Source organism: Ruegeria sp. CL3 (genome assembly GCF_056536505.1).
The window spans coordinates 260692-286335 of the sequence record NZ_JBQFPT010000006.1; the positions used below are offsets into that span (position 1 = coordinate 260692).

The 25644-nt window shown below is 59.5% G+C and carries 26 protein-coding genes; 10 read left to right on the plus strand and 16 right to left on the minus strand.

What is annotated here, in order from left to right; translation table 11 throughout:
- Positions 1-63: 63 nt before the first annotated feature.
- The 3 genes from ACR0NO_RS11295 (at position 64) to ACR0NO_RS11305 (ending at position 3164) form a co-directional block, all read left to right on the plus strand.
- On the plus strand, positions 64-1998 hold the full coding sequence (locus ACR0NO_RS11295; RefSeq protein ID WP_480723993.1) for an OmpA family protein: 1935 nt from the start codon (positions 64-66) through the stop codon (positions 1996-1998).
- Between the two features lies 1 nt (position 1999).
- Entirely contained in the window at positions 2000-2320 is a 321-nt protein-coding gene (locus tag ACR0NO_RS11300; RefSeq protein ID WP_170379160.1) for a hypothetical protein, read from the plus strand.
- 313 nt (positions 2321-2633) lie between these two features.
- Positions 2634-3164, plus strand: a complete 531-nt coding sequence (locus ACR0NO_RS11305) for a hypothetical protein (RefSeq protein WP_170553823.1) — start codon at positions 2634-2636, stop codon at positions 3162-3164.
- A 48-nt stretch (positions 3165-3212) separates the two neighbouring features.
- Here ACR0NO_RS11305 and ACR0NO_RS11310 read toward each other — a convergent pair whose 3' ends face one another.
- From ACR0NO_RS11310 to pgsA, 3 genes are read right to left on the minus strand one after another with little or no spacing between them, the layout of a single operon-like run.
- Positions 3213-3656, minus strand: coding sequence for a molybdenum cofactor biosynthesis protein MoaE (locus tag ACR0NO_RS11310; protein WP_480723994.1), 444 nt, complete (start codon positions 3654-3656; stop codon positions 3213-3215).
- A gap of 1 nt (position 3657) precedes the next feature.
- Positions 3658-3903, minus strand: a complete 246-nt coding sequence (moaD, locus tag ACR0NO_RS11315; RefSeq protein WP_170379166.1) for a molybdopterin converting factor subunit 1 — start codon at positions 3901-3903, stop codon at positions 3658-3660.
- 3 nt (positions 3904-3906) lie between these two features.
- Positions 3907-4575, minus strand: coding sequence for a CDP-diacylglycerol--glycerol-3-phosphate 3-phosphatidyltransferase (gene pgsA, locus ACR0NO_RS11320; protein WP_480723995.1), 669 nt, complete (start codon positions 4573-4575; stop codon positions 3907-3909).
- 183 nt (positions 4576-4758) lie between these two features.
- On the opposite strand from pgsA, the gene ACR0NO_RS11325 reads away from it, so the two are divergent.
- Positions 4759-5643 (plus strand): DMT family transporter, encoded by an 885-nt coding sequence (locus ACR0NO_RS11325; protein ID WP_480723996.1) that lies wholly within the window; start codon positions 4759-4761, stop codon positions 5641-5643.
- Here the strand turns inward: ACR0NO_RS11325 and uvrC are convergent.
- The 6 genes from uvrC to ACR0NO_RS11355 form a co-directional block, all read right to left on the minus strand.
- Positions 5640-7514 carry an excinuclease ABC subunit UvrC gene (gene uvrC, locus ACR0NO_RS11330; RefSeq protein ID WP_480723997.1) on the minus strand — a complete coding sequence of 625 codons (1875 nt, stop codon included), beginning with the start codon at positions 7512-7514 and terminating at the stop codon, positions 5640-5642. The two genes, ACR0NO_RS11325 and uvrC, sit on opposite strands and share 4 nt — an antisense overlap.
- A 290-nt stretch (positions 7515-7804) precedes the next feature.
- Entirely contained in the window at positions 7805-8584 is a 780-nt protein-coding gene (locus tag ACR0NO_RS11335) for an SDR family oxidoreductase (protein ID WP_480723998.1), read from the minus strand.
- Positions 8585-8604: 20 nt separating this feature from the next.
- Complete coding sequence (locus tag ACR0NO_RS11340; protein WP_480723999.1) at positions 8605-9576, minus strand: calcium/sodium antiporter; 972 nt, start codon at positions 9574-9576, stop codon at positions 8605-8607.
- A 168-nt stretch (positions 9577-9744) separates the two neighbouring features.
- Complete coding sequence (locus tag ACR0NO_RS11345) at positions 9745-10542, minus strand: S49 family peptidase (protein WP_480724000.1); 798 nt, start codon at positions 10540-10542, stop codon at positions 9745-9747.
- Positions 10543-10746: 204 nt separating this feature from the next.
- Positions 10747-11508, minus strand: coding sequence for an ABC transporter permease (locus ACR0NO_RS11350; protein WP_170379180.1), 762 nt, complete (start codon positions 11506-11508; stop codon positions 10747-10749).
- On the minus strand, positions 11505-12434 hold the full coding sequence (locus tag ACR0NO_RS11355) for an ABC transporter ATP-binding protein (RefSeq protein ID WP_170553853.1): 930 nt from the start codon (positions 12432-12434) through the stop codon (positions 11505-11507). Before ACR0NO_RS11355 ends, ACR0NO_RS11350 begins: the two co-directional genes overlap by 4 nt.
- 126 nt (positions 12435-12560) lie before the next feature.
- Between ACR0NO_RS11355 and ACR0NO_RS11360 the strand changes: the two genes are divergently transcribed.
- Complete coding sequence (locus ACR0NO_RS11360; protein WP_480724001.1) at positions 12561-13688, plus strand: CaiB/BaiF CoA transferase family protein; 1128 nt, start codon at positions 12561-12563, stop codon at positions 13686-13688.
- Positions 13689-13727: 39 nt separating this feature from the next.
- Here the strand turns inward: ACR0NO_RS11360 and hemE are convergent, their stop codons facing one another.
- On the minus strand, positions 13728-14762 hold the full coding sequence (gene hemE / locus ACR0NO_RS11365) for a uroporphyrinogen decarboxylase (protein WP_480724002.1): 1035 nt from the start codon (positions 14760-14762) through the stop codon (positions 13728-13730).
- Positions 14763-14868: 106 nt separating this feature from the next.
- On the opposite strand from hemE, the gene hemC reads away from it, so the two are divergent.
- Positions 14869-15831 carry a hydroxymethylbilane synthase gene (gene hemC / locus ACR0NO_RS11370; RefSeq protein WP_480724003.1) on the plus strand — a complete coding sequence of 321 codons (963 nt, stop codon included), beginning with the start codon at positions 14869-14871 and terminating at the stop codon, positions 15829-15831.
- A 214-nt stretch (positions 15832-16045) separates the two neighbouring features.
- Here the strand turns inward: hemC and ACR0NO_RS11375 are convergent, their stop codons facing one another.
- The 6 genes from ACR0NO_RS11375 to ACR0NO_RS11400 are packed head-to-tail and all read right to left on the minus strand — an operon-like array spanning position 16046 to position 21492.
- Complete coding sequence (locus tag ACR0NO_RS11375) at positions 16046-17317, minus strand: aspartate aminotransferase family protein (protein ID WP_480724004.1); 1272 nt, start codon at positions 17315-17317, stop codon at positions 16046-16048.
- Positions 17318-17344: 27 nt separating this feature from the next.
- Positions 17345-18454, minus strand: a complete 1110-nt coding sequence (locus ACR0NO_RS11380; protein ID WP_480724005.1) for a mandelate racemase/muconate lactonizing enzyme family protein — start codon at positions 18452-18454, stop codon at positions 17345-17347.
- Positions 18451-18708, minus strand: coding sequence for a cupin domain-containing protein (locus ACR0NO_RS11385; RefSeq protein WP_170491353.1), 258 nt, complete (start codon positions 18706-18708; stop codon positions 18451-18453). The genes ACR0NO_RS11380 and ACR0NO_RS11385 overlap by 4 nt, the downstream gene beginning before the upstream one ends.
- Before the next feature lie 23 nt (positions 18709-18731).
- On the minus strand, positions 18732-19838 hold the full coding sequence (locus ACR0NO_RS11390; protein WP_480724006.1) for a mandelate racemase/muconate lactonizing enzyme family protein: 1107 nt from the start codon (positions 19836-19838) through the stop codon (positions 18732-18734).
- Positions 19835-20413 carry a dimethylsulfonioproprionate lyase family protein gene (locus tag ACR0NO_RS11395; RefSeq protein ID WP_480724007.1) on the minus strand — a complete coding sequence of 193 codons (579 nt, stop codon included), beginning with the start codon at positions 20411-20413 and terminating at the stop codon, positions 19835-19837. The genes ACR0NO_RS11390 and ACR0NO_RS11395 overlap by 4 nt, the downstream gene beginning before the upstream one ends.
- Positions 20410-21492 (minus strand): alcohol dehydrogenase family protein, encoded by a 1083-nt coding sequence (locus ACR0NO_RS11400; protein ID WP_480724008.1) that lies wholly within the window; start codon positions 21490-21492, stop codon positions 20410-20412. Before ACR0NO_RS11400 ends, ACR0NO_RS11395 begins: the two co-directional genes overlap by 4 nt.
- Positions 21493-21629: 137 nt before the next feature.
- On the opposite strand from ACR0NO_RS11400, the gene ACR0NO_RS11405 reads away from it, so the two are divergent.
- From ACR0NO_RS11405 to ACR0NO_RS11420, 4 genes are all read left to right on the plus strand, one after another.
- Positions 21630-22517 (plus strand): MurR/RpiR family transcriptional regulator, encoded by an 888-nt coding sequence (locus ACR0NO_RS11405; protein ID WP_480724009.1) that lies wholly within the window; start codon positions 21630-21632, stop codon positions 22515-22517.
- A gap of 146 nt (positions 22518-22663) precedes the next feature.
- Positions 22664-23362, plus strand: a complete 699-nt coding sequence (locus tag ACR0NO_RS11410; RefSeq protein ID WP_480724010.1) for a DUF4129 domain-containing protein — start codon at positions 22664-22666, stop codon at positions 23360-23362.
- A complete protein-coding gene (locus ACR0NO_RS11415) occupies positions 23359-24669 on the plus strand; it encodes a hypothetical protein (RefSeq protein ID WP_480724011.1) in 1311 nt (436 codons plus the stop codon). Before ACR0NO_RS11410 ends, ACR0NO_RS11415 begins: the two co-directional genes overlap by 4 nt.
- Positions 24659-25615, plus strand: coding sequence for an AAA family ATPase (locus ACR0NO_RS11420; RefSeq protein WP_480724012.1), 957 nt, complete (start codon positions 24659-24661; stop codon positions 25613-25615). Before ACR0NO_RS11415 ends, ACR0NO_RS11420 begins: the two co-directional genes overlap by 11 nt.
- The last annotated feature ends 29 nt before the right edge of the window (positions 25616-25644 follow it).

Here is a 25644-nt window from a genome sequence, read left to right on the forward strand (position 1 = left end):
TGCACCTGCGCGCCGGGGCCTGTACAACCCCGCCCAAACGCCCGAGGAGTCTGAAGCCTGCATATGCGTCTGCCCTATTTTGTAGCTGTTTGCCTGATCTTTCTCGTCTCTGCCGGACTGTCCCTTTTGGCTGCGGGCTTTGCCGTGACAAAGGTCGAAGACGCCTCGGAATTCGCCGTCCGACGTGCGCTGGACCTGAAAGGTCACAACTGGGCCGAGGTCGAATCCGACGGTCTGCGCGTCATACTCACAGGCACCGCGCCGGATGAGGCGATCCGCTTCAATGCCCTGACCGCTGCCGGAACCGAGGTCGACACCTCCAGGGTGATAGATGAGATGGATGTGGCCGCCACGTCGGCACTGGCCGCCCCCAGGTTTTCCGTGGAAATCCTGCGCAATGACAGCGGTGTCTCGGTGATCGGCCTGATACCGGCCAGCGAGGATCGCGAGTCACTTATGGACGGGTTGCAGGCGCTGGACAGCGACCATTCCGTCTCGGACCTGGTTGAGACCGCCGACTACCCGAAACCCGATGGCTGGGACGATGCGCTGGCCTATGCCGTGCTGGCCCTGTCCGATCTGCCGCGCGCCAAGATCTCGGCCAGCCCCGGCCTTGTCCGGATCACCGCGATTGCCAACAGCCAGCAAGAAAAAGAGCGGCTGGAGCAAGACCTGACCCGCGCCGCTCCACCAAGCGTGCGGATCGGTCTGTCCATATCAGCCCCACGCCCGGTGATCACGCCCTTCACCCTACGCTACCTGATTGACGAGGCCGGAGGCCAGTTCGACGCCTGTTCTGCCCAGGATGAAGACGCCCGCGATCAGATCATCGCAGCGGCGGAGGAGGCCGGTCTTGCCGGACCCTCCTTCTGCACCATTGGTCTGGGTGTGCCCTCCCCCCGCTGGGCAGAAGCCGCAGAACAGAGCATCAACGCACTTGCCGAAATCGGGCAAGGATCGGTGACAATGTCGGATGCGGATATCACTCTGGTCGCAGCTCAAGGCACGAACCCGGCGCTGTTCGACCGCGTGGTGGGTGAGCTGGAAAACGCGTTGCCCGAGGTGTTCGCCCTGCATGCCGTGCTGCCTGAACCCGAGGTTGCGGATGAGACCGGGCCCGTCGAGTTCTCTGCCACCCGCAGCCCTGAGGGCCTGATCCAATTGCGCGGCCGCGTCGGTGATGACGTTCTGCGCGACATGGTCGACAGCTATGCCCGCGCGGCGTTTGGGTCCGACAATGTCTATACCGCGACCCGTATCACCTCGGATTTGCCGATGGACTGGCCCGTACGTGTTCTGGCCGGGCTTGAGGCCCTGTCCCAACTGCATAACGGTGCATTGACTGTAACGCCCGAGTTGGTCGACCTGAACGGCATCAGCCATGATGAAGAAGCCAAGGCCCGGATCGCCGGTCTGCTTTCGGACAAGCTGGGCGATGCGCAGAACTTCACCCTGTCGATCACCTATGTCGCCCCGCCCGAACCCGAAGACGCCCTGCCCGATCCTGAACTTTGTGAAGAAGGTATCGCTGAAATTCAGGCCACCAGCAAAATCGCGTTCGAGCCGGGTTCGGCCACGATTGCTGCGGAGTCGCGCGATACGGTCAATCAGATCGCCGATATCTTACGTGATTGCGGCCCGATCCGGATGGAGATTCAGGGCCATACCGACAGCCAGGGCCGTGAAGAGATGAACCAGCAGCTCAGCCAAGCGCGGGCGCAGTCGATCCTGAACGAGTTACGCGGACGGCGCATTCCGACCTCAAGCTATACGGCCGTCGGCTATGGCGAAACACAGCCAATCGCCGACAATGACACCGAAGAGGGCCGCGAAGAAAACCGCCGGATTGAGTTCCGCCTGATCCGGCCGGAACCCACCGAGGCCTCGGAAACCGGCCTCGAGGCGCTTGAGACCGGGGCGGAAGACGAGACCGAGACGTCCGCATCAGAAGACCAGACCGAGACGACCGCGCCGGATGCGGAAGCAGAGGACCAGTAAGTTGAACAGAGTAGAATTCATCATCGCCACCGCCGTCATCCTGTTCGCGGCTTTCTGCATGGGATGGTTTGCCAACTGGCTGGCCCATCGCCTGTCCCGCGTGCGCCAAAGTGACGTCGCCGATCTGGACCGTATGAGCCAGGAACTGCACGAGGCCGAGGAAACCCGCGATCAGGCCATCACCTATCTGCAGCAGCGCGAAGCCGAGCTGACCAACCAGCTGACCCAAACCGAGGCAGAACTGGCCGCCGCCATGGACGGCCTCCGCGCCGCCCGGCAAGAGGCTGAAGAAATGCGCGGACGCATCAACAACGCGGACTAATACGACCCGCTGAGTCTTTTTCTCGCGCTCCGTTCAGACGACCAAACGGGAGCATGCACCGCCATCGGAGTTAATGATGGTGCTTCGGATTTTACCTGAGTCATCCGGCAACACGGACGTTCCAAGACTGTTGGAAGCGCGGCAGAGTCTTCGCGTCTCGGTCTAAACCCAAAGCGCCTGAGCGGCTTGGGTCGGCGGGTTTTAGCCGATCCGACTCCGGTTTCTTTAGTTTTGCAACAAATTCAACATAATGAATGAGTGTGTTTTTGCCTGCACACGGAACTGTCCTTTTTCTGTAAAACTGGAGTCTATCATGAATTTCCAAGTTACTTTAAAGACCGCCGCTACCCTTGCCGCATTTGGCACAACTGCCGCCTTCGCCTCGAGCGATGTGATCCCTTCCGAGAATGACACGTTTTCGAAATGGGGCGAGGAATCCGGCTGGACCATCTATGTGGATGATACCCGCGGCTCTTGCCTCATTGAGCGTGTCGACGAAAACAACAACGTCGTACAAATGGGCCTGACCAAGGATCAGGAAATGGGATACCTTGGTGTCTTCACTCAGAATGACATTGGCTTGAAAGGCAAAAAGGAAGACATCATCCTGTCGCTGGATGGTAATGTCTACGAAGCCAAAGCCTACAAGAAGACCAAGCATCTCGCGGAAGGGTATACAGGAGGCTACATTCTGGCCAACAACCCGCAATTCGTTGAGGACGTCATGAAAAAGTACGATATGACAGTCTTCCCGGAAAAAGAGAGCGGATTTACCGTAAGTCTTGATGGCACCTTGAAAGCGATCGAGGCGGCGCGGACCTGCAATACGGAGCAGAATAGCTAAGCTATTCCATTTGGCCCGGCACTTGGAAACGGGTGCCGGAGCCGACCTTTACCACCGCGTCAGGGCATCTTCGTCTTCGTCCTTCGCGGCCACCCATTCGGCACCGGAATTGGTGATCTCTTTCTTCCAGAACGGTGCGCGGGATTTCAGGTAGTCCATCAGATATTCTGCCGCCTCGAACGCATCCTTGCGATGCGGTGCGGCTGTCGCGACCATCATGATCCGATCACCCGGAGCCAGCCTACCGTGGCGGTGGATCACCAGAACATCGCCCAACGACCAACGCTCCTTGGCCTCCTGCGCGATCTTGGTCAGCGCGCGTTCGGTCATGCCGGGGTAATGTTCGATCTCCATCACATCCAGATCGCCCGAGGCCAGATCGCGCACGACACCCGTAAAGGTCACGATCGCCCCGTTGGCGTCGTCGCCTGCTGCAAAGGCATTGGCCTCGGCACCCAGATCAAACGCCTCTTCCTGAACCGAGATCCGCATCTCAGCCGCCCGTCATTGGCGGGAAGAACGCAACCTCACGCACGCCGGCCAGAGGAGCGTCAAAATCGGACAGCTCCTGATCCAAGGCCACTCGAAGCGCAGACAGATCAGCAAAGGCCGCGGCATAACGATCCTCACGCGCGCTGAGTTCAGCTACCAGATCAGACACGGTCGCAGCTTGTGTTTCGACCTTTTCTTTCGGCAGGCCGATGCGTTCGCGGACCCAGGCGAAATACAGCACGTCCATCGGTTAGCTCTCCTTCAGATGCGGCATGGCTTTACGTAGGTAGTCATAGCCGCTGATCAATGTCAGCGTGGCGGCAATCCACAGCAGCCACAGGCCAATGCGTCCTGACCAGAACATTCCCTCAAGGTGCCAGCGGATGTTGTTGATGTCCTCAACCTCTCCGGTCAGGACCTGATCTATGATCGTAGGGTCCATGCCGAAGGTGGCCATGACGAAATTGTGCTCGAATATCCCCTGCGAGAACAGGATGGCGATGGCAAACATCTGGGCCGTGGTCTTCCACTTGGCCAGTTTGGTCACCTTGAGCGTTCCGGCGACATCACCCAGATATTCACGCAGTCCCGAGACGAACACTTCGCGAAATAGGATCACGGTGGCGGGCAGCACCAGCCACGGGGTCCAATGCTCGGTCGAATAGCCGACTAGGATCATCAGCGCGATCACCACCATGGCCTTGTCGGCAATCGGATCCAGCATCGCACCCATCTTGGTTTCCTGCTTCCATGCCCGCGCCAAGTAACCATCGAACCAGTCGGTGATCGCGGCAGACATGAACAAGATCAGCGCGAACCAGTCCGCATAGGGACGGGTGAAATACAAAAACATCACAGCCAGACCGGGCGCTGCCAGCAGGCGGAGCAAGGTCAGAATATTGGGCAAGTTCCACTTCATGAACCGACACTACATCGCCGCCCAAGGACAGAAAAGACAGACAAATGAAAAACTGACCGGTTCACAGAGGGTTGTGGGGCAAAAAGTCAAAGGGTCGCAACCGGGAGCTCTCGGCCAGATACAGCTTGGCCCACGGCGGCTTTGCGGTCAGATTGGCGCACGGCTCAGCAGCGACGGAAGACCATGACCGCACATATTCGAACCGACCCCCGATCCAACCTGATCGGAAGCGCATGGATGATCGCGGGCATGGCACTGTTCGCGCTCGAGGATGCGCTGTTGAAAGGCGCCTCGGCGCATTTGCCGATCTGGCAGATCCTGATCCTGTTCGGTGCCGGTGGCGCGATCATCTTTGCCGCCGTCGCCCTGCTGCGTGGCGCCAGCTTGTTGCATCGGGATGTGCTGTCACGGCCCATGAAGGTGCGCGTTCTCTTCGAGATTCTGGGACGGATGTTCTATGTGCTGGCGATCACGCTGACGCCTTTGTCAGCGGCGACCGTGATCCTGCAGGCGACCCCTTTGGTCGTGGTGGCAGGTGCCGCGCTGTTTTTCGGCGAAACTGTCGGCTGGCGACGGTGGAGTGCCATTCTGGTCGGTCTGATCGGCGTCGTGGTCATCATTCAACCGACCGGAGACAGCTTCTCGGCCCTGTCGATCCTGGCCGTTCTGGGCATGCTGGGCTTCGCCGGGCGTGATCTGGCCAGCCGCGCCGCGCCCGCGACACTGGGGACCGAGGTCTTGGGTTTTTACGGCTTCCTCTGCATCATCGTGGCTGGTCTGGCCTATCAGGTCTGGGAAGGGGTGCCGATGGCTCCGCTGGACCTGAACACGAGCCTGCACGTGGGCGGAGCGATCCTGATGGGCACTGCCGCCTATGCCTCGCTCATGAAGGCCATGCGAACCGGTGAGGTCTCGGCCGTTACACCGTTCCGCTATTCCCGCCTGCTGTTTGGCGTCGGGCTGGGCGTGGTGATGTTTGGCGAGAGGTTGGATCAGACTATGTGGATCGGCAGCGCGCTGATCGTGGTCTCGGGGCTTTACATCCTATGGCGCGGCCGAAAGGCCTAGCCCTTGTCGTGGAAGAAATCATAGACCTTCTGCGCCAACCCGGCCGAGATCCCTTCGACCGCTTTCAGATCCGCCAGATTGGCCCGGCTAACAGCCTTGGCACTGCCGAAATGAGTGAGCAGCGCACGTTTGCGAGCGGCCCCAACACCGGGGATTTCGTCAAGTGGCGTCGCGCCAACGGCCTTGGCCCGTTTTGCGCGGTGGGTACCGATGGCAAATCGGTGCGCCTCATCCCGCAGGCGCTGGATGAAATACAGCACGGGGTCGTTGCGCTTTAGGGCAAATGCACGCTGACCGATCCGGTGGAATTCCTCTTTGCCGTGATCCCGGTCGACGCCCTTTGCCACGCCGACCATCGGGATGTCTTCGACGCCATGTTCGACCATGATCTCATGCACGGCACTCACCTGCCCGGCCCCGCCGTCGATCAACAGGAGATCGGGCCACATGCCCTTTTCACGATCCGGGTCTTCCTTTTGCAGACGGGTGAAGCGGCGGGTCAGCACCTCTTTCATCATCCCGAAGTCATCACCGGGCGTGAGGTCGTCGCCGCGGATGTTGAACTTGCGATAGGCGTTTTTCATGAAGCCCTCGGGGCCAGCGACGATCATGCCGCCGACTGCATTGGTGCCCTGAATATGCGAGTTGTCGTAGACCTCAATTCGACCCGGCGGGTTGTCCAGATCAAACGCCTCAGCCACACCGCGCAGCAGCTTGGCCTGTGTGGCGCTTTCCGACATACGGCGCGCCAGAGATTCACGCGCGTTGCGCAGGGCACCCGCGACCAGTTCCTGTTTCTCACCGCGCTGGGGCACAAGGATTTCAACCTTGCGGCCCGCCTTTTCGGACAATGCCTCTTGCATCAGATCGGCGTTCTCGATCCCATCTGACAGGATCAATTGTCGGGGCGGCTCTTTGTTGTCGTAGAACTGACCGAGGAACGCCTCCATCACCTCAGCCGGGGACACATCCGCACCGACGCGAGGGTAGAAATCCTTGTTCCCCCAGTTCTGGTTCGCGCGGATGAAAAACACCTGCACACAGGCCTGCCCGCTATCCATATAGAGGCCAATCACATCCGCCTCAGTCACACCGCGCGGGTTAATGCCCTGACTGGTCTGCACCTGCGTCAGCGCACGGATACGATCCCGCAGACCGGCGGCGCGTTCGAACTCCATCGCCTCGGAGGCGGCCATCATCTGTTCGGCCAACTCCTCCTGCACCTTGGTGGACCGACCCGACAGGAAACGTTTTGCATCCTTGACGCTTTCGCGGTAGTCGGCTTCCGAGATCAGCCCGACGCATGGCCCCGAACACCGCTTGATCTGATAGAGAAGACATGGGCGCGTGCGGCTATCGAACATGGAATCCGAGCAGTTGCGTAGAAGAAACGCTTTTTGCAGCTGGTTCAGCGTCCGGTTTACAGCACCTGCGCTGGCAAAAGGGCCGAAATACGCGCCCTTCTCTTTCTTGGCGCCACGATGCTTTTTGATCTGAGGATAAGCATGATCCTTGGCGACCAGAATGTTCGGGAAACTCTTGTCGTCGCGCAGCAGCACGTTGTACTTGGGCTTGAGCTGCTTGATCAGGTTTTGCTCCAGCAGCAGCGCCTCGGTCTCGGTCCTTGTGGTCAGGAACATCATTGAGGCAGTTGAGGCGATCATTTTCTCGATCCGTCCCGAGTGCCCAGGCCGCGTATAGTTCGACACCCGCGCCTTAAGGTTCCGCGCCTTACCCACATACAAAACCCGACTGTCCGCATCCAACATCCGATACACACCGGGCGAGCTGTCCAGCGTTTTCACATAGCGCTGGATGCAGGCATAGCCGGTGGGCTGAAGCTCGGGTGTCGATTCGTCCTGGGTTGTCATGGGCCTGAGATATGATTCTCTGTCTATGGCTGCAATCTTGGGCGCTTCAGTTCAAGAGAAAACAAATCCACGGTTTCTGTGGATAAGTATGAAGATAAGTTTCCGTGAGCGTAGAATCTTCCTTGTTTCCTTGCTTGTTCGTCAATTTGCACAAAAAACAGGCATACACTTAAGTGATTGTTTTTTATTGCTATTTTTTTACACGCTTAGCAAGTGTATGAAAAATAAGACGTTTTTGTAACGACTAAGTAACGCAAACGAGAGCGGTGCAAAACTTGCAGCGGATTTACTTATTCTACGCCCAGTACGTCCGGCGTTTGCCATCCCAGATGCTGACCACCATCCACACACAAAAGTTGCCCAGTGACGGCATGCGCATCCAGAAAATAGCCCAAAGCTGCGGTGATATCTGACGGGTTCGAGCCCCGCTCCAGCACTGTGTTGGAGCGCTGCGTTTTGAAGTGCTGTTCGCTCTGACGATGTCCCTGCATGGTCGGTCCGGGACCGATGGCGTTGACGCGGATTGCGGGTGTCAGCGCTTGGGCAGCCGTGCGCGTCAGCGCCCACAGGCCCATCTTGGCGATGGTGTAGCTCATGAATTCAGGCGTCAGTTTCCGCACCCGCATATCAACCATGTTGACGATCAAGCCGGATGCCTGCGGCTCTCCCTGCGCATCCGTCTCAGGTTGCAAGCCCTGTTCGGCCATGGCCTGAGTCAGAACAAAGGGTGCGCGCAGGTTGCTGTCGATATGCCGGTCCCAGCTTTTGCGCGTAGCTGTATGGATATTGTCATACTCAAAAACCGACGCGTTATTGACCAGACATGTGATCGGCCCGCCCAAAGCCTCAGCCGCGCGGGGCAGCAGGGCGGTCACCTGTTCCTCATCCAGCAGGTCGGCCTGCAACGCCACAGCTTTGCGGCCCAGCGCCTGGACGTCTGCAACCGTCTCAGCCGCGGGCTGTTCCGAGGTCGCATAGTGTACGGCGACATCATACCCGCGCCCTGCCAGATAAAGGGCCATGGCTCGGCCCAAGCGGATGCCGGCTCCGGTTACTAGCGCTCGGGACATGGATACCTCTTTCCGTCAGATCACATCAGCAATGTGGTGACATAAAGCGCATAAAGGAAAGTCAACACCAGACCCCAGATCCGGGAAATATCCTGTTTGAAGAACACAAACGGGATCAGCAGCAGCGAGGCGCCCAGCATGACCCACAGGTCGAATTCAAGGAATTCCGGATCAACCGGGATGCTGCCGAACCACGTGGCAATGCCAACGATGGCCAGCAGGTTGAACATGTTCGAGCCGATCACGTTGCCAAGCGCCACATCCGCCTGACGCCGAAGCGCCGCCATAACGGTCGTTGCCAGTTCAGGCAGAGACGTTCCGACAGCCACAAGTGTCAACCCGATCACCGTTTCGGTGATCCCGTACATCAGGGCGATTTCGGTGGCGTTTTCGACCAATAGATGCGCGCCCATGGGCAGACCGATCAAGCCAAGGACCACGTAGATCGATATCTTCCAATAGGGCATATTCGGATCGGCCTCTTCCAAACCGTCCAGCTCTTCGTCGTCGCCACATGCCCCGGCTGCATCAGCGCAGGCCTTGCGATGCGCCTTGGCTTCGCGAAACGCGTTCCACAATACTAGCCCAAGGGCAGCCAGCAAAATGGCACCGCTGATCAGATTGAACACCCCGCAGAAGGCCAGGCCAATGAACAGGACGCTCGCCAACAGCATGAAGACGTAGTTCTTGCGGCTATCGCATTCGCTGGTGTGCAGCGTTGCCAACAAGGCAGGCAGGCCCAGAACCAAAAGGATATTCGCGGTGTTGGAGCCGACGACGTTACCCAATGCGATGCCCGGTGCGTTCTCCTTCACCGCGCTGATCGCAATCAGCAACTCAGGTGCCGAAGTGCCAAAGGCAACGATCGTCAGACTGACGATCAAGGCGGGCACACCCAGCCGCAGGCTTAGGTTAACCGCACCGCGCACCAGCGCATCACCTGCCAGCAGCAAGATCACCAATCCGAGGCCGGAGAGCAGCCATGCCGTCATGTCCGGCCTCCTTTTTCACAGGCGCAGGGGCCTTTGCCGATCCTGAACCGACCGCAACGCGGACATTTGGCAGAACTCAACCGATTTTGCCCCGGAAAGCGCAGCTTGCCGAACATCGCCAAAACACCCATGGCGACCAGAAACAGAGTGACGATCTTGATGATCACGTTACAGACCGAAACGCGCGAAGGCCGCCCGCTCCTCTAGCCCCGCTACGGCGTTCTGCGCCAGTGCGGCCCCGAAACGTGACCAAAGTGGTTTACGCACGCCGTAGCGGCGGAACTTCACCTTGTCGCCGAAACGCTCCTGCATCTTGGGTTTCAGATGGGCGATGCCTTCGATCAAGCCCAGCTCCTGCGCGCGTCGCGCCAGCCAGATCTCACCCGTGAACAGATCAGCATCCGCGTCCAGCTTGTCCCCACGACGGGTTTTGACATGGGTGATGAAATTCTCGTGGATGTCTTCCAAAAGGCGTTCCAGCCGCGCGACATCCTCTTCCTTTTCCGGGCGGAACGGGTCGAGCATGGATTTAGATTTCCCGGCCGTATGAACGCGCCGCTCAAAACCCTGCTTCACCAGAAATTCATGTGCGCCAAACCCGGCCGAGATCACCCCGATCGACCCAAGAACCGAGCTGTCATCGGCCCAGATCTCATCCGCTGCCGCCGCCAGCCAATACCCGCCCGAGGCCGCAACGTCTTCGACAAAGGCCACCACCGGTATCTCAAGCTCGTCCGACAGCCGTCGGATACGCGCGCCGATCAGAGAGCTTTGCACAGGCGATCCACCAGGCGAGTTGACCTCGAGCGCGACAGCCGCAGGCTTGCCTTTGCGAAAGGCCTTTTCCAGCACAGGTGCCAGCGAGGTATCATTCAACGCGCCGCGCCCGGCCATGCCGATGGCACCGGACAGGCGAACGATGGCCACAACGGGCGGTTTTTTGATAAAAGGCAGGCTGAGTTTCATGGGTGCCGATGTAGAGTGCCCCCATCGGCTAAACAAGGGACTCGCCGAACGCAAAACGCGGCGTTAGACAATTTCCTCACACCGATGGGCAAAAATGCAACGCCATAAAGCGTTTTGCGTTGTAGCTGACACAATGCCACCGAGATGCGCGTTCGAGCATAGGGAGAGACAGCGCATTTCGGTTCAAATCAAACGCAAAGCGATCTAGCTGCGGATGCGCCAACCGGTTTTGAAGATCCACCAGATGATCGCAAGACACAGTCCGGTGAAGGCCACGATGGCTAAAAGGCTGAACACGATCGGCACATCAGCCAGCCCATAGAACGACCAGCGAAAGCCGGAAATCAGATAGACCACAGGGTTGAACAGGGTGATCGTCTGCCACAGCGGCGGCAGCATCGAGATCGAATAGAACGTGCCGCCCAGAAAGATCAGCGGCGTGACAACCAACTGCGGCACCAGCGACATCTGCTCAAAATTGCTGGCCCATATTCCGATTATGAACCCCAAAAGCGAAAAGCTGAGGCAAGACAGCACCAAAAACGCGGCCATCGCCAGCGGATGCTCAATCCGGATATCGACAAAGAATGTCGCCGTCGCAAGGATCACCAGACCGACGAATAGCGCCTTGGTGGCGGCCGCGCCTACGTAACCTATGACAATCTCGATGAAATTGACCGGGGCCGAGAGTAACTCATAGATCGTGCCCAGAAACTTTGGAAAATAGATCCCGAACGACGCGTTCGAGATCGCCAGCATGACCACCGACAACATGATCAGCCCGGGCACGATGAATGCCCCGTATGATACGCCCTCCACCTCTTGAATCCGGCTGCCGATGGCCGTGCCAAAGACCACGAAATACAGCGAGGTCGACAAGACCGGCGACAGAAAGCTCTGGGCCAAGGTGCGGAAGAAGCGAGCCATCTCAAACCGGTAGATGGCGGCAATGGCGGTCCAGTTCATGCGGCCTCTCCCGATACCAGATTGACGAAGATCTCTTCGAGACTGGATTGCCTCGTCTGCACATCCCTCAGAACCAGCCCCGATTGGGCCACGTCATTCAGCAGCGTTGTGATCCCGGTCCGATCCGCATTGGTGTCATAGGTATAGATCAGCGCATCGCCATTTCCGTTCAAAACCAGATTATGCGCGGCCAAACCGTCCGGGATTGCCGCGATCGGCTCGGTCAGCATGACCTCGATCTGTTTCTTACCCATCTGCGCCATCAAGGTTTTCTTGTCCTGCACCAGCAGCAGCTCACCTTTGTCGATGACACCCACACGGTCAGCGATGGCTTCGGCTTCTTCGATGTAGTGCGTTGTCAAAATGATGGTGACGCCCGCCTGCTTCAGCTCGGCGACGATCTCCCACATATCCTTGCGTAGCTCGACATCGACACCGGCGGTGGGCTCATCCAGAAACAGAATGCGCGGTTCATGGGCTAAGGCCTTGGCGATCAGAACCCGGCGCTTCATGCCCCCGGAAAGTTCCTTGATCGCGTTCTTGCGTTTATCCCACAACGACAGTTTGCGCAGGATCTCTTCGATCCGCGCGCTGTCATTGCCATAGCCAAACAGCCCTCGGGAAAACCGCACCGTATTATAGACCTTCTCGAACGGCTCCAACGCGATTTCCTGCGGCACCAGACCGATCATTTTGCGGGCGGCGCGGAACTCGGCCTGGATATCGTGCCCGCCAACCGAGACACTGCCCGAGGTCGGTGTGGTGATCCCGCAAATGGTCGAGATCAGCGTTGTCTTCCCCGCCCCGTTCGGCCCGAGCAGAGCAAGGATTTCACCTTCCTCGATGTCCAGCGACACGCCTTTCAGCGCCTCAAACCCGTCCGCATAGGATTTGCGCAAATCCTTGATCGACAAAATGGTAGTCATGCCTGTTTCCCCGTTCTGGCAGAGACCCTATCGTTTCGCCTCCCGGTGGAACAGGCCAATTTCGCACAGAGCTCTGCGCAGAATTGCTGTAGGGTCCGGGGAACGCTGCATATACCGGAGAGATCCATGCTGAACGGAATACGCATTATCGAGATCGAAGGCCTGGGCCCCGGCCCCTTCGCGGCCATGCTGCTGGCTGATCTCGGTGCAGATGTGATCACCATCCATCGCAAGGGCGGCAGTGTGACACCCGGCATGCCGGAACGCTCGGTGCTGGACCGGGGCAAACGGTCCATTGCGCTTGATCTAAAGGATGCAACCGACCTGAACACCGCCAAGGAACTCATCACCACCGCCGACGCACTGATCGAAGGCTTCCGCCCCGGCGTGATGGAGAAATTGGGACTGGGGACCGACATCTGCCATGCGCTGAACCCCAAACTGGTCTACGGACGCATGACCGGTTGGGGACAGGACAGCCCCTTGTCACACACCGCCGGGCATGACCTCAACTACATCGCCCTTTCGGGCGCGCTTTGGTACGCGGCGCAACCTGAAACACCGCCGCAAACCCCAGCTACTCTCGTCGGAGACATTGGCGGCGGCGCGATGTATCTGGTCACCGGCCTCCTCGCCGGTTTGCTCAACGCCCAGCACACCGGTCAGGGCACCGTCGTCGACGCGGCCATCTACGATGGTTCGGCGCATATGATGAACCTGCTGATGAGCATGCGCCAAACCGGAAACCTGTCCGAGACGCGCGGCCAAAGCCTGCTTGACGGTCCACATTGGAGCCGCACCTACCGCTGCGCCGATGATGGCTTCGTCACGGTCCAATGCCTTGAGCCAAAATTCTACGCCGAATTCCTGAACGTTCTGGGCCTGTCACAAAACGCCGAGTTGCAGGAGCAATTCAACCCAAAACTCTGGCCGGACCAAACGAAGAAACTGACGGACCTATTCCTGACCAAGCCCCGAGATCAATGGGCCGCGCTGTTTCACGAAACCAATGCCTGCGTCGCCCCGGTCCTTGACCCGATTGAGGCGAAAAACCACCCCATGAACACCACCCGCCAAACCTGGCAATCTGTGGATGGCACCTTGCAAGCCGCCGCAGCGCCCCGTTTTTTGAACACGCAATGGAGTGCCAAACCCAGCCCGGCCCGAGGCGAACACACGCAAGACATTCTGGACGAACTCTCCGGCCAAGACCGATCCGCCTCTTCATCTGGCCAAAAATATCCCGGGGGGTGAATTGGCCACAGGCCAAGAAGGGGGCTGACCCCCTTCCCTTTACCGCCCGCGCACCGTGTCGATCATCAATTGCACGTTCTCAGGATCCGCATCCGGCGTAATCCCATGGCCGAGGTTGAAGATATGCGGTCCTTTGGAGAACGCCTCAACAATCCGCCGCGTCTCATCCACCAGCGCCTGACCGCCCGTCACCATATGGGACGAGGCCAGGTTCCCCTGCACACAACCGTCCACCTGCACATGCGCCGCCGCCCAGTCAGGCGCGACCGAGTTGTCCAACGCCACACAATCCACACCGGTTGCCTTGGCAAACCCAACATAGCCCTCGCCCGCTTCACGCGGGAAGCCAATGACTGGAATACCGGGATGGCGTGCCTTAATGGCCTGCGTGATCACACGACACGGCTCAACCGCGTATTTCTGGAAAGCGTCGCCTTTCAGCGACCCAGCCCAGCTGTCAAAGATCTTGACCACCTCGGCCCCGGCTTGGATCTGAGCCGACAGATACTCGATCGTCGCCAGTGTGATCCGCTCCAACAGAGCCTCGAACAGAGCGTTTTTCTCCTCGCGCAGCGCATGCGCAGGCCCCTGATCAGGCGTGCCACGCCCTGCGATCATATAGGTCGCGACAGTCCACGGCGCGCCTGCAAACCCGATCAACGTGGTCTCGGACGGCAATTCCTTCGACAGGATACGCACGGTTTCATAGACCGGGGACAGGGTCTCATGAATGTCCTCAACGGGCTTCAACACGTCAAAGTCGGATTGCTGGGTGATCGTCGACAAGCGCGGGCCTTCGCCTGTTACAAACCACAAATCTGCCCCCAGCGCTTGAGGAACCAGAAGGATGTCGGCAAACAGGATCGCGGCGTCAAACCCATAGCGGCGAATGGGCTGCAACGTCACCTCGGCCGCCAGTTCGGGATTGTAGCACAGCGACAGGAAATCCCCGGCTTGCGCGCGTGTTGCCCGATATTCCGGTAGATACCGCCCGGCTTGACGCATCATCCAGATCGGCGGAATGTCCTGAACCTCTCCGGCCAGTGCCCGCAGCAATTTCTTCGTCTCAGCCATCATTGCCCTCAATCTTGCGTTTCATCCACGGGTCTGCGCTCAGTGGCAATTTGTCAAGCACTGCCCCCATTGTCAGGGCAATGTGACGCGACTAAAGCTGGTGTCCATGACACTGACTCTGCCCACCCCCGCATCGCCGCTGAAAATTGGCACCCGAGGCTCTCCGCTGGCTTTGGCACAAGCTTATGAGACCCGCCAGAGGCTGCGCAATGCATTTGGGTTGAGCGATGAGGCGTTTGAGATAGTGGTGATCAAAACCACCGGCGACAACCGCGCCATGATCGATGCAGATCGCCCGTTGAAAGAGATCGGCAACAAGGGCCTTTTCACCAAGGAAATCGAAGAGGCGATGCTGCGCGGCGATATCGACATCGCCGTCCATTCGACCAAGGATATGCCCGTCGAACAGCCCGCTGGGCTGGTGCTGGATACATTCCTGCCGCGCGAGGATGTGCGCGATGCGTTCATTTCCCCGCAATTCACCTCGATCCACGACCTGCCCGAGGGCGCCGTTGTCGGCACATCGTCCCTGCGGCGTCGGGCACAATTGCTGAACCGCCGCCCAGACCTGAATGTGGTCGAATTTCGCGGCAACGTGCAGACCCGCCTGAAGAAACTGGCGGACGGCGTGGCTGATTGCACCTTTCTGGCCATGGCCGGCATCCGTAGACTGGGGATGGAGGACGTCCCTGCCACCGCGATTTCGACGGACGATATGCTGCCCGCCATCGCGCAAGGCGCGATCGGCATTGAACGCCGCGAAACAGACAGCCGGGCCGCCGAACTGCTTGAAGCGATTCATCACGCTGAAACCGGTCAACGTCTGACAGCGGAGCGTGCGCTACTGGCCGGGCTGGACGGATCTTGCGAGACCCCGATCGCCGGGCTTTGCGAAATCGAGAACGGTCAAATGCGGCTGCGGGGCGAGGTTCTGCGCCCCGACGGATCCGAGGCCATTGCGGAAAACACAACGGGCGCAATTGAAGACGCCACCGAGATGGGCTGGGAAATGGCCGACACTCTGCTTCGTCAGGCAGGCCCCGGTTTCTTCGATTGGAAAAAATCCTAAATAATTTTAGCTAAAGTGAACTTGTTCACTGTGGCATTCCGAAAAGACAGGCATTAATAGGCCATACCGGTTGCACGACTGGATAGCCTCGAAAGTATCGAAAGTTTTCAGATTGTTGGTGTTTTAACAAGTATTCGAGGGGGCGAGGCTACGCCCAGACTGCAATAGGTGAACGGGTCGCTGTCAATTTCGACAGCGGCCCGTTTTCTTTTGATCAGCCCAGTGCCGCGACCGCTTGTTTCACCGCTTCGCGCGTTTGCTCCAGATCGGCCTCGGTCACCGCCAGAGACGGGTAGAGTTTGCCCGGAGATTTGAAAATCCCGTTCTCCCGTAGAACATCATTGTAGAGCGCGTTCCGTTTGGGGTCGTCGTGTCTAGCGCTGCGGTAGTCGCGGCAGGGGGTTTCGGTGAAATAGACGTCAAACAGCGTTTCGTCGCCGCAGATCTGATGGGGAATACCCGCTTTTGTTAGCTCATCCACCTGCATCTGCTGCAAGGCCGCGCCTGTTGCGCGCAGCTGCTCATATGTCCCCTCGCGCCGCAGAATCTCCATCGTCTTCAACCCGGCGACCGAGGCCACAGGGTTACCTGACAGAGTGCCCAGTTGCATCAGCCATCCGGCCTCACCCACCTGCGATTTGTCGAAATGCTTCATGATCTCAGCGCTTGCGCCCAGCGCAGCCAGAGGAAAACCGCCGCCGGTGATTTTGCCCAACGTACAGATATCGGGCGTTACACTATACCGTTCCTGCGCCCCGCCATAGGCCAGACGGAATCCGGTGACGATTTCATCAAAGATCAGCAGCACATTGTATTTGTCGCACAGCGCGCGCAGGCCCTGCAGATATCCCGGCATCGGAGGAATGATACGCTGTAAAGGCTCTGCCATGATCGCCGCGATATCGTCATGTTCGTTCAGTAGGGTCTCGACGGCCTCAAGGTCATTGAAAGGCGCGATCAGCATCTGTTCGGCAACGCCTGGCGGGATGCCCGCACTGTCCGGCACGGCTTGCGGGAAGTTCACCTCGCGGCTGGGGGCGAGGCTCATCTGCGCTTCGGCGCTCATGCCGTGATAGCCTCCTTCGAATTTCAGGATCTTGTCCCGCCCGGTATAGGCGCGGGCCAGACGAAGCGCGTACATATCCGCCTCGCCGCCCGAGGCGACAAAACGCACCTGTTCACAGCAAGGCACGGCGTCAATGATCGCCTCGGCCAGTTCGACACCTTTGCTGTTATTTGCAAAGAAGGTCATACCCTTGGGCAGTTGCTCCATAACGGCTTCAAGCACTTCGGGGTGGCCATGACCCAAAAGCATCGGGCCCGAGCCAATCAGGTAATCGATATATTCGTTCCCATCCTCATCCCAGACGCGGCTGCCTTCGCCGCGTGAGATCATGATGCCGGGGTCGAAATTGCCGAAGCCACCCGCAGGCAGAGCCGCCTTGGCGCGGTCGATCCATTCGGATTGAGTGTTGATCTTGAGCATATCACGCGATCTCCATCGTCAAGAAAATCAGAGTCTGTAAACGGCCGCCGGGGCGCCCAGAGCGTCTTCGTCGGGATGCACACCAAGGCCGGGCGTGTCGGGCAGATGCAGATGGCCGTCCACGTTGCGCGGGCCGCGCCCGCCTGCGATGTCGACGGTGATCATGTCCTGACAGGCCCAGACGGCGTGGCAATTGTCATCTGGGATGGTGGCGGCCAGATGCAGCGCCTCGGTATCGGCCAGCACGGTCCCTCCGGTCGCCATGACGAACATGTCGATCCCATGGGCTAGCGCGATGTCCCGCATCCGCGCGGCCTTGGTCAGCCCACCGACCCGGTTCAGCTTGATCCCGAATATCTCGGCCAATCCATCCCGCGCAATCCGGGCGGCATCCTGCAAGGTGACAAGAGACTCGTCCACCGAGACGGGTGACGCATGTTTCGCCGAAATCGCTGCGATGTCATCCAGCGTCTCGCCCGGCTGCTCAAACATCACATTCAGGTTTGCACAGGCGCTCATCACCCTCAGGGCCTGTTGCCGGGTCCAACCTCGATTGACGTCATAGAGGACAATTTCACCCGGTCGGCGGAGGCTTTCCACATCCCGAACGCGGGCGATGTCTCTCTCCACATCGCCGCCGATCTTGACCGAATGAGCGATGTAACCCCGGCTACGATAGCGTTCGATGACTTCGCGGGTTTCCTCAACGGTCTTCGCCCCGACAGACGAGGCAATCGGGCGCGGCGTGCGGGAACCTCCGCCCATCAGATCGGCGATGGGCAAGCCCGCCGCCTGCCCGGCGATATCCCAACACGCCATATCAATCGGGCTTTTGGCATATAGGTGACCGGGCAGTGCGAGGTCCATCGCGCGCTCGACCTCCAGCACCTTGCGGGGATCAAGACCCAGAATGAACGGAGCCATGGTTTCGAGCCCAGCCCGAATACCCGGCCCATGCGCGGGTACATAGGTGTGACCCCAGGGAGTGCCTTCGCCCCATCCCGTCAGGCCCGCATCCGTTTCAACCTTCACTATCGTTGCGTCGAGATTTTCAAACTTCAGCCGTCCGCCAGACAGCCAGTAGGGATGCTCCAGCGGCAGATCGACCTGAAAAACCGTTAGTCGAGTGATCTTCATTTCAGTTCCACTTCGACAAAGGACATGGGTTGGTCCCCCGCGTTGATCACATTGTGCTCGACCCCTTGGTCCCGGCGGTAGGATGTTCCGGCAGGCACTGTCACCTCATTGACCGTTCCATCAGGCAATTCCAAACGCATGTGGCAATCGGTGACGGCGGTGATCACATAGTCCATCGCATGGCGGTGCCAGCCGGTTTCAGCGCCGGGGGCAAAGTCAAACCGAGTCACTCGTACGCGCGCGTCGTCAATCATCTGGGTTGCTTTGGCTTGGTCTCTCACAGGCGGAACTCCTCTACCGGCGCGCCGAGGCTTTCGAAATCCGGCGTCACCCCCAGCCCAGGCGTATCCGAGGCATAGAGCTTGCCATTCCGAGACACCGGGCCGCCGATTCCGGTCGACCGGGTGTTGTAGTTCATCAGGTCAGTCGTGTTCTGAAGATACTCGGGCGGAGTCGATGCCGCAAAATGCGCCACGACCGCGCTTGTGATTTCACCTCCCCAGGTGTCTTCGCTGACCACGGGTATACGGTTTTCGACCAGATAGTCCCGCACCCGTCGCGCCTTGCTGAGCCCACCGAGGTTCGAGATTTTCAGACAACAGATCTCGGCCCCACGGTCGGCAACAATCCGTTGCGCCATATGGATGCCGGTTACGCATTCGTCCAGCTTCATCGGTTGTTCGGCGACACGGCGGACCTGCTGACATTCTTCATAGGTGCGGCAGGGCTGTTCGAGGATGAAATCCAGATCCCGCGTGGCCCGCGCCACGCGGATCGCGTTATCGACCCGCCAGCCCTGGTTTGCATCCGCCATTGCCTTTTCGTCCGACTGAAGCAACGGAACCGTGGTGCGGATACGGTCAATATCGGTGGCCCAGTCACCCCCGACCTTGATCTGAAATTGTCGGTAGCCCTGATCGCGATAGGCATTCATCTCGGCCACCGTTTCATCTACCGCTTTTTGCGGCGCGACGCGGTACATGGGCGCGCCATGGGTCAGCTTTCCACCCAGCAGCATCCAGACCGGCTGATCACAGGCCTGCCCGAGGATATCCCAGCACGCCGCATCGAACGGAGCCTTCGCGTAGCCATGACCCTGCACCAGATGATCCATCAATTGCTCGATCCGGCCAACCTGACGCGGGTCTTCGCCCAGCAAGCGCGGCGCGACCAGCCGCGCCAGCGCGACAACGCCTTCGGAATGCGCGACCATATAGTTCTCGCCGCAGGGCGTGAACTCACCACAGCCCTGAACGCCCGCATCCGTGTCGATGACCACGACCGAGGCCGTGGCCGTTTCGATGGCGTTCCCCGCGCCCCAGACATACGCACCGCCAACGTAGGGCAGCCCGGTCTGAAACACGCGGATCCGGTTGATCTTCATGCTGCGTCCATTCTGGGCAGATCCCCCATCCCTTCGCCACGCCAAAGCACAAAGGTCAGGATCGGCTGATCCGTAGTGGTCATCGCGTGGCTTTGCCAGCTTTCATGACTGCGGGTCTGACCCTCGGCCACAAACGCCTCCTCCCCATCGACCTTGAACAGAGCACCCCCTGCCAGCGTCAGGTAAAGCTCCTCCGCCTGATGGCTGTGCCAGTCATAAGCAAGACCCGGCCCCCAATAGCCGACATAGCCGCGCAGCTGGGTTGAATGAAAATGACCGGTCGGGCCGAACAATTCGTAGTAGCCGTAACGGCTGAGGAACTCGGCACCGACCTCCTCTTCCGTGTAGGTGTGTTTCCACTGGGCCAAATGCGTGGTCGCCTTGATCGCCTCGACCAAGACCTGCGTCTCAGCACTTCCTGAGAGGGTCAACTCGCTCACCTGATCTGCAGCAGGGATGTGGTTCGGGTCAAGTTCTACCGCCGATAGGTCCGACGGCCACGCGCCAAAGGCGGACAGATCGGGGTGCGTTTGATGCACCAACTGCGCGGCCCGCAGCACATCATCCAAAGTCATGGGATCACCACGATATTGCCGGTGTGTTGCTTGGCGATGAACGCAGCTTGCGCGTCCCGAAGCTCCTCAAGCGGATAGGTGGCTGCAAGGGCGGGTTTGATCTCACCCGCTTCAATGTATTTCACAAGGTTCTGCATGACTTGCGGATCAATCACCGTTGAGCCTGTGAAGGTCAGATCGCGAAGGTAGAACGTGCGCAGGTCAAACTCGACCATCGGGCCAGCGATGGCACCCGAGCAGGTATAGCGCCCGCCCCGTTCCAGAATGTCGATCAGCTTCGCCCAATAGGGACCACCGACTACGTCGGCCACCACAGTGATCTTCTCACCGCCTAGCGCACCACGCAGGTTTTCCGGCGCGCGCGGCAGGATCATGTCTGGACCCAGAGCGGCAACATCGGCGTGTTTGGCCTCGGACGCCAACGCGATCACCCGCGCACCACGCCGCTTGGCCAGCTGCACAAGCGCGCCACCAACGCCACCAGAGGCCCCCGGAACCAGAACCGTGTCTTTGTCCGTGACATTTGCCCGGGTCAGCATGCCCTCGGCCGTGGAATAGGAACAGGAAAAGGTCGCAAGCTCGGCATCCGACAAGTTGGATGTGATCGGCACCGCGTTGACGGCCAGCGTCGTTGCGTATTCGGCAAAACCGCCATCCCGTTCGGACCCGTAGTAGCCCGTTTTGTCCATGTTTTCGGGATCGTCCGGGTCGCGCAGCCATCCATCGGTGATCACCCTTTGGCCAATCCGCGCTGCATCCACGCCCTCTCCTACGGCAACGATTTCGCCGCAGATATCGGCACCCTGAATACGCGGGAAAGTAATCGGCGCGCCGCCCCAGGTCGGGTCATCCTCACCCACCTCTTCAAACGCACCGCCCGTAGTCGCATCCGTGACGGTCTTGGAGTACCAGCCCGAGCGTGTGTTCACATCCGTATTGTTCAGCCCGCAAGCGGCAACCTTGATCAACACCTCGCCCGCAGCGGGCTCCGGACGGGGCCAGTTTTCATGCAGCACCATCTGCTCCAACCCGCCGTGACCCATGGTCACCATCGCCTTCATTGTGTCAGGCAAACTCATCCAGTAGTCTCCTCAAATGCGCCGCAGGTCGGCAGAGGTGGTTCGGGGGCCACAAACCGGCGTTTTCGATCATCTTGGTGCGCCCAGTGTGCGAATCTGCTCGACAGGCTAATTTCACAAGTGTACCACGGTCAACAATGAATGACACAAATGTATCATCAATCGTTCTCGATCGTCTGGCCGAGGAATGGGAGGCCCTGACACCTGAGGCCCAAAAGGCCGCGCGCTATGTGTTGGAGAACCCCACCGATGTCGGTGTCTCGACCGTGCGCGAAATTGCCGAAGCCGCCAATGTCAAACCAAACACCTTTGTCCGCATGGCGCGGCAAGTCGGCTTTGAAGGCTATGAGGATTTTCGCGCCCCGTTCCGGCAGGCGATCCGGCAGGGATCGGTCTCATTTCCTGACCGCGCCCGTTGGCTTCAGGACATCGGTAAGTCCGGTGAGCTGGGCGGACTTTACGCTGACATGATCGGCGCGGCGATCCGCAATATCGAAGAGACCTTTGCCAGGATCGACGCCAAACAACTGCAGGCCGCCGCCGAGGATATCTGGAACTGTCGTCAGATCTTCACGCTGGGCGTTGGGGTGAACAACTCGAACGCCCGCAACTTCACCTATCTCGCCTCGACCGGCATGAAGCAGTTTCACGCCATCCCCCGTTCCGGCTCGACCCCGGTGGACGATCTTGCTTGGGCGGATGAACAGGACGTGCTGATTGCGATTACCTGCCACCCCTATCGGACCGAAGTGATCGAGGCGATCAAGCTGGCGCGACAGCAGGGTATGACCGTCGTTGGCATCTCGGACAGCCCGGCCAGCCCTGTGATCCTGAACGCACAGCACGGGTTTGTTCTGTCTGCGGACACGCCGCAATTCTTCCCCTCGTCGGTCTCGACCATTGCATTGCTTGAGACGCTTTTGTCCTTCGTGATCGCTGTTTCCAGTGATGAGATCGTTGATCGTGTCGCGCGGTTCCACCAGCGTAGGCATGAGCTTGGTCTCTATGCGGCAGAGCCCGAATAGTCACATCCGATCTCGCCTCGAAAACCTGTCATGAAATCGCCACATGGGCGCGACAAACACCGGTCGAGTACCCGCCGTGGTCAATCCATGCGCGAGGCGCATTCTGCCGATTGCATGCATGACGAGAGTGAACTAACGATAGCCCAATGCGTATTTTGACGGCCCTATTTCTATCGTTTCTTTTCTGCGCTCCCACACTGGCGACAGCGCAAGGCAAGGCGCTTTCGCCGACTGAACTTAGCCCTTCGGGACAGGACTATCTAAAGACCGTTCGCTATCGCGGGATCGACACGGATGTGGTGTATTTCGACCCCACCCAACCGGCCCCTCCGCTGGACACCAAATTCTCACCCAAACCCGAGGCGGAATCTCAGACCGTCTCGCTTGAAACCAACTGGACGGTGGGGATCATCGCGGCACTGGTTCTGGCCGTGCTGGCATGGATCCTGTACCTCAGCGTGGGTCTAACGTCGGTTTCTTTCCGGTCGGGGGCAGGCAACGCAAAGCGCGCCGGAAAGCCGTCAGTGGACGCACCCGAGACAGACGAGGAATTGCCCGATCTGGACGCCATCCTGAGGCAGGAGGATCGCAACCAGGCCGTCGTTGGACTGGCGCAACTGGTTCTGACCCGTTGCCTCAGCGCCAATGAGGTTCTGTTCAAGCGAAGCTGGACCCACCGCGAGGCGCTGCGCAGCCTGCCGCAGAGCCTCTGGTACATCCCCGATTTACGTGCGCTGGTGCTGGAAAGTGAACGGGTGCATTTCGGCCATCGCTCCATCAGCGATCCCGACTTCAACGCGCTGCTTGCGCGCATCCGCCCCATCCTGCGCGAGGTCCGCGCATGAGCGATACGGCCAATATTGCAGCAACCGAGCGGGTTCGGGTCGACTGGATCATCTTTGGCATCATCGGCGCGCTGTGCATCGGCATATTCCTTTATGTGATGGCCGGTCGACAATATGCGCTGCGCGACTCCTCGACCGGGTTCGACGGGCTAGAGCTGTGGCTGCGCGATCAAGACCACACCGCGCAAACCTTTACCGGAGGCTGGCCGCTGGACCGCAGCACCATCGGTCTGTTGATCCAGCCCATCTATGATACTCAGCCGGGCAAAGATCGGGCGCGCGCGCAGACCAAAGACGAACTGCTGCTGCAACCGGATGAGTTCGATCAGACTCTGGACGTGATCCGCGACAAGGCGCAGTCCACCCCCAGCCTTGTGATCTTGCCTAAATGGCGCTCGGGCCTGAGGCTGACGGGGTTGGGGCACCCTATTCTGTTGTCCCCCGAAGAAGGGATCGAGGCGGTTCTGCATGGGATCGTTGGTTCGAATGTCGGCACAATCCGCTCGGCCCGAGTTCCGTTCACTGACTTTGACGTGGCCTCTGACGATGCGCTGACCGCCCGCCTCTACGCGGCGCAGGTCTTTGACGGGCAAGGCTGCGAGCCGCTAGTGGGCCGTCGGGGCGCTATGGTTCTGGGCCTTTGCCCGCTGCCCGGCGACGGTGAACAGCAGAACGTCCATGTTCTGTCCGACCCGGATTTGATGAACAACCATGGGCTGGTTCTGGGCGACAATGCCCGGATAGCGGCAAAGGTGCTGCCCGAGATCGCGGGCGAGAAGCGGATCATCATCGACTATAGCGACCGTAACTGGCTGACCGAGCCGCAACAGCATGTCGCGCGCGAACGCACCTGGGACGATCTGAAACGCCTGTTCGAACCACCTTTCCTGACCCTATGGATCGGTGCAGGGCTTCTGCTGGCCCTTGCAGTCTGGCGCGGCGGGGTGCGCAGCGGGCCGGTTACGGATCTGTCGCTGGGTCTCGGGTCAGGCAAACGAACTGCCAATCGGGTCCGTGCGCGGCTGATGCGGATGACCGATCAGGACGGTGCTTTGCTGTCGGATTTCATCGACACCCGCCTGCGCGCTCGCGCGGCATCGGTCTTTGGTACCTCGCACGCACTGCGCGGCACGCCCGAGGACGCGTACCTCAACTATATTCGCGCCCGAAATCCGGACCTGACTGCAAAACTGGAAGATCTGATCGCATCCATCCGCGCCCTGCCCCCGCATCTGGGGCCGGAACAGGCCATTCCCTATGTGGACCAATTTGAGTTGATACTGGAGCAACTTGCCGATGACGCTTGATGAATTGTTTTCCCATGCCGAAAGCCTCAGGGCTGAGATCGGCAAAGTTGTGCAAGGTCAGGAAGAGGCGGTTGACCTGCTGCTGACGGCGCTGTTTGCGCGCGGTCACGTGCTGCTTGAAGGGCCTCCGGGCACCGCCAAGACACTGCTGGCGCGCAGCTTTGCAGGGGCACTGAACCTCGAGTTCGGGCGCATTCAGTTCACGCCTGACCTGATGCCGGGCGACGTACTGGGCACTTCGATCTACAATTTCCAGACGAGCGAGTTCGTTCTGACCAAAGGCCCGGTTTTCAGCCAGATTCTACTGGCGGATGAGATCAACCGCGCGCCGCCCAAGACCCAGGCCGCCTTGCTGCAGGCGATGAACGAACGCATGGTGACCATCGATGGCACCGACCACTCGCTGGGGTCCGAGTTCATCGTGGTCGCCACCCAAAACCCGATTGAACAACAAGGCACCTACCCGCTGCCCGAGGCGCAGCTGGACCGCTTCCTGTTCAAGGTGAACCTCAGCTTCCCGCCCGAAGACGTCGAACTGTCGATCCTGCGCAAACACGCCAATGCACCGCTGGATCCCCTGAGCGCAACGCAAACAATGCGCCCTCTGCTGGATGCCCAGACGATGGCAGCGGCCCGGCAGTTGATTGATGAGATCGTGCTGGATGACGATATTCTCGCCTATATCCTGCGTCTGGTGCGCGCCACACGGGAAAGCGCGGATATCGCCTTTGGCGCCTCGACCCGCGCTGCGGATGCCATCGCCGGGGCGACCCGCGCAACGGCTGCTCTGAACGGGCGCGATTTTGCCATTCCTGACGACGTCAAAACTCTGATCATCCACGCGCTGCAACACCGCATCGTTCTGTCCCCCGCCGCCGAAATCGAAGGGCGCGGGCCGCAGCAGGTGTTGGAGAATATCCTCAACCAGATCGAGGCCCCCCGCTGATCCGGCCTTCGCGCATATTGCTGGTGGCG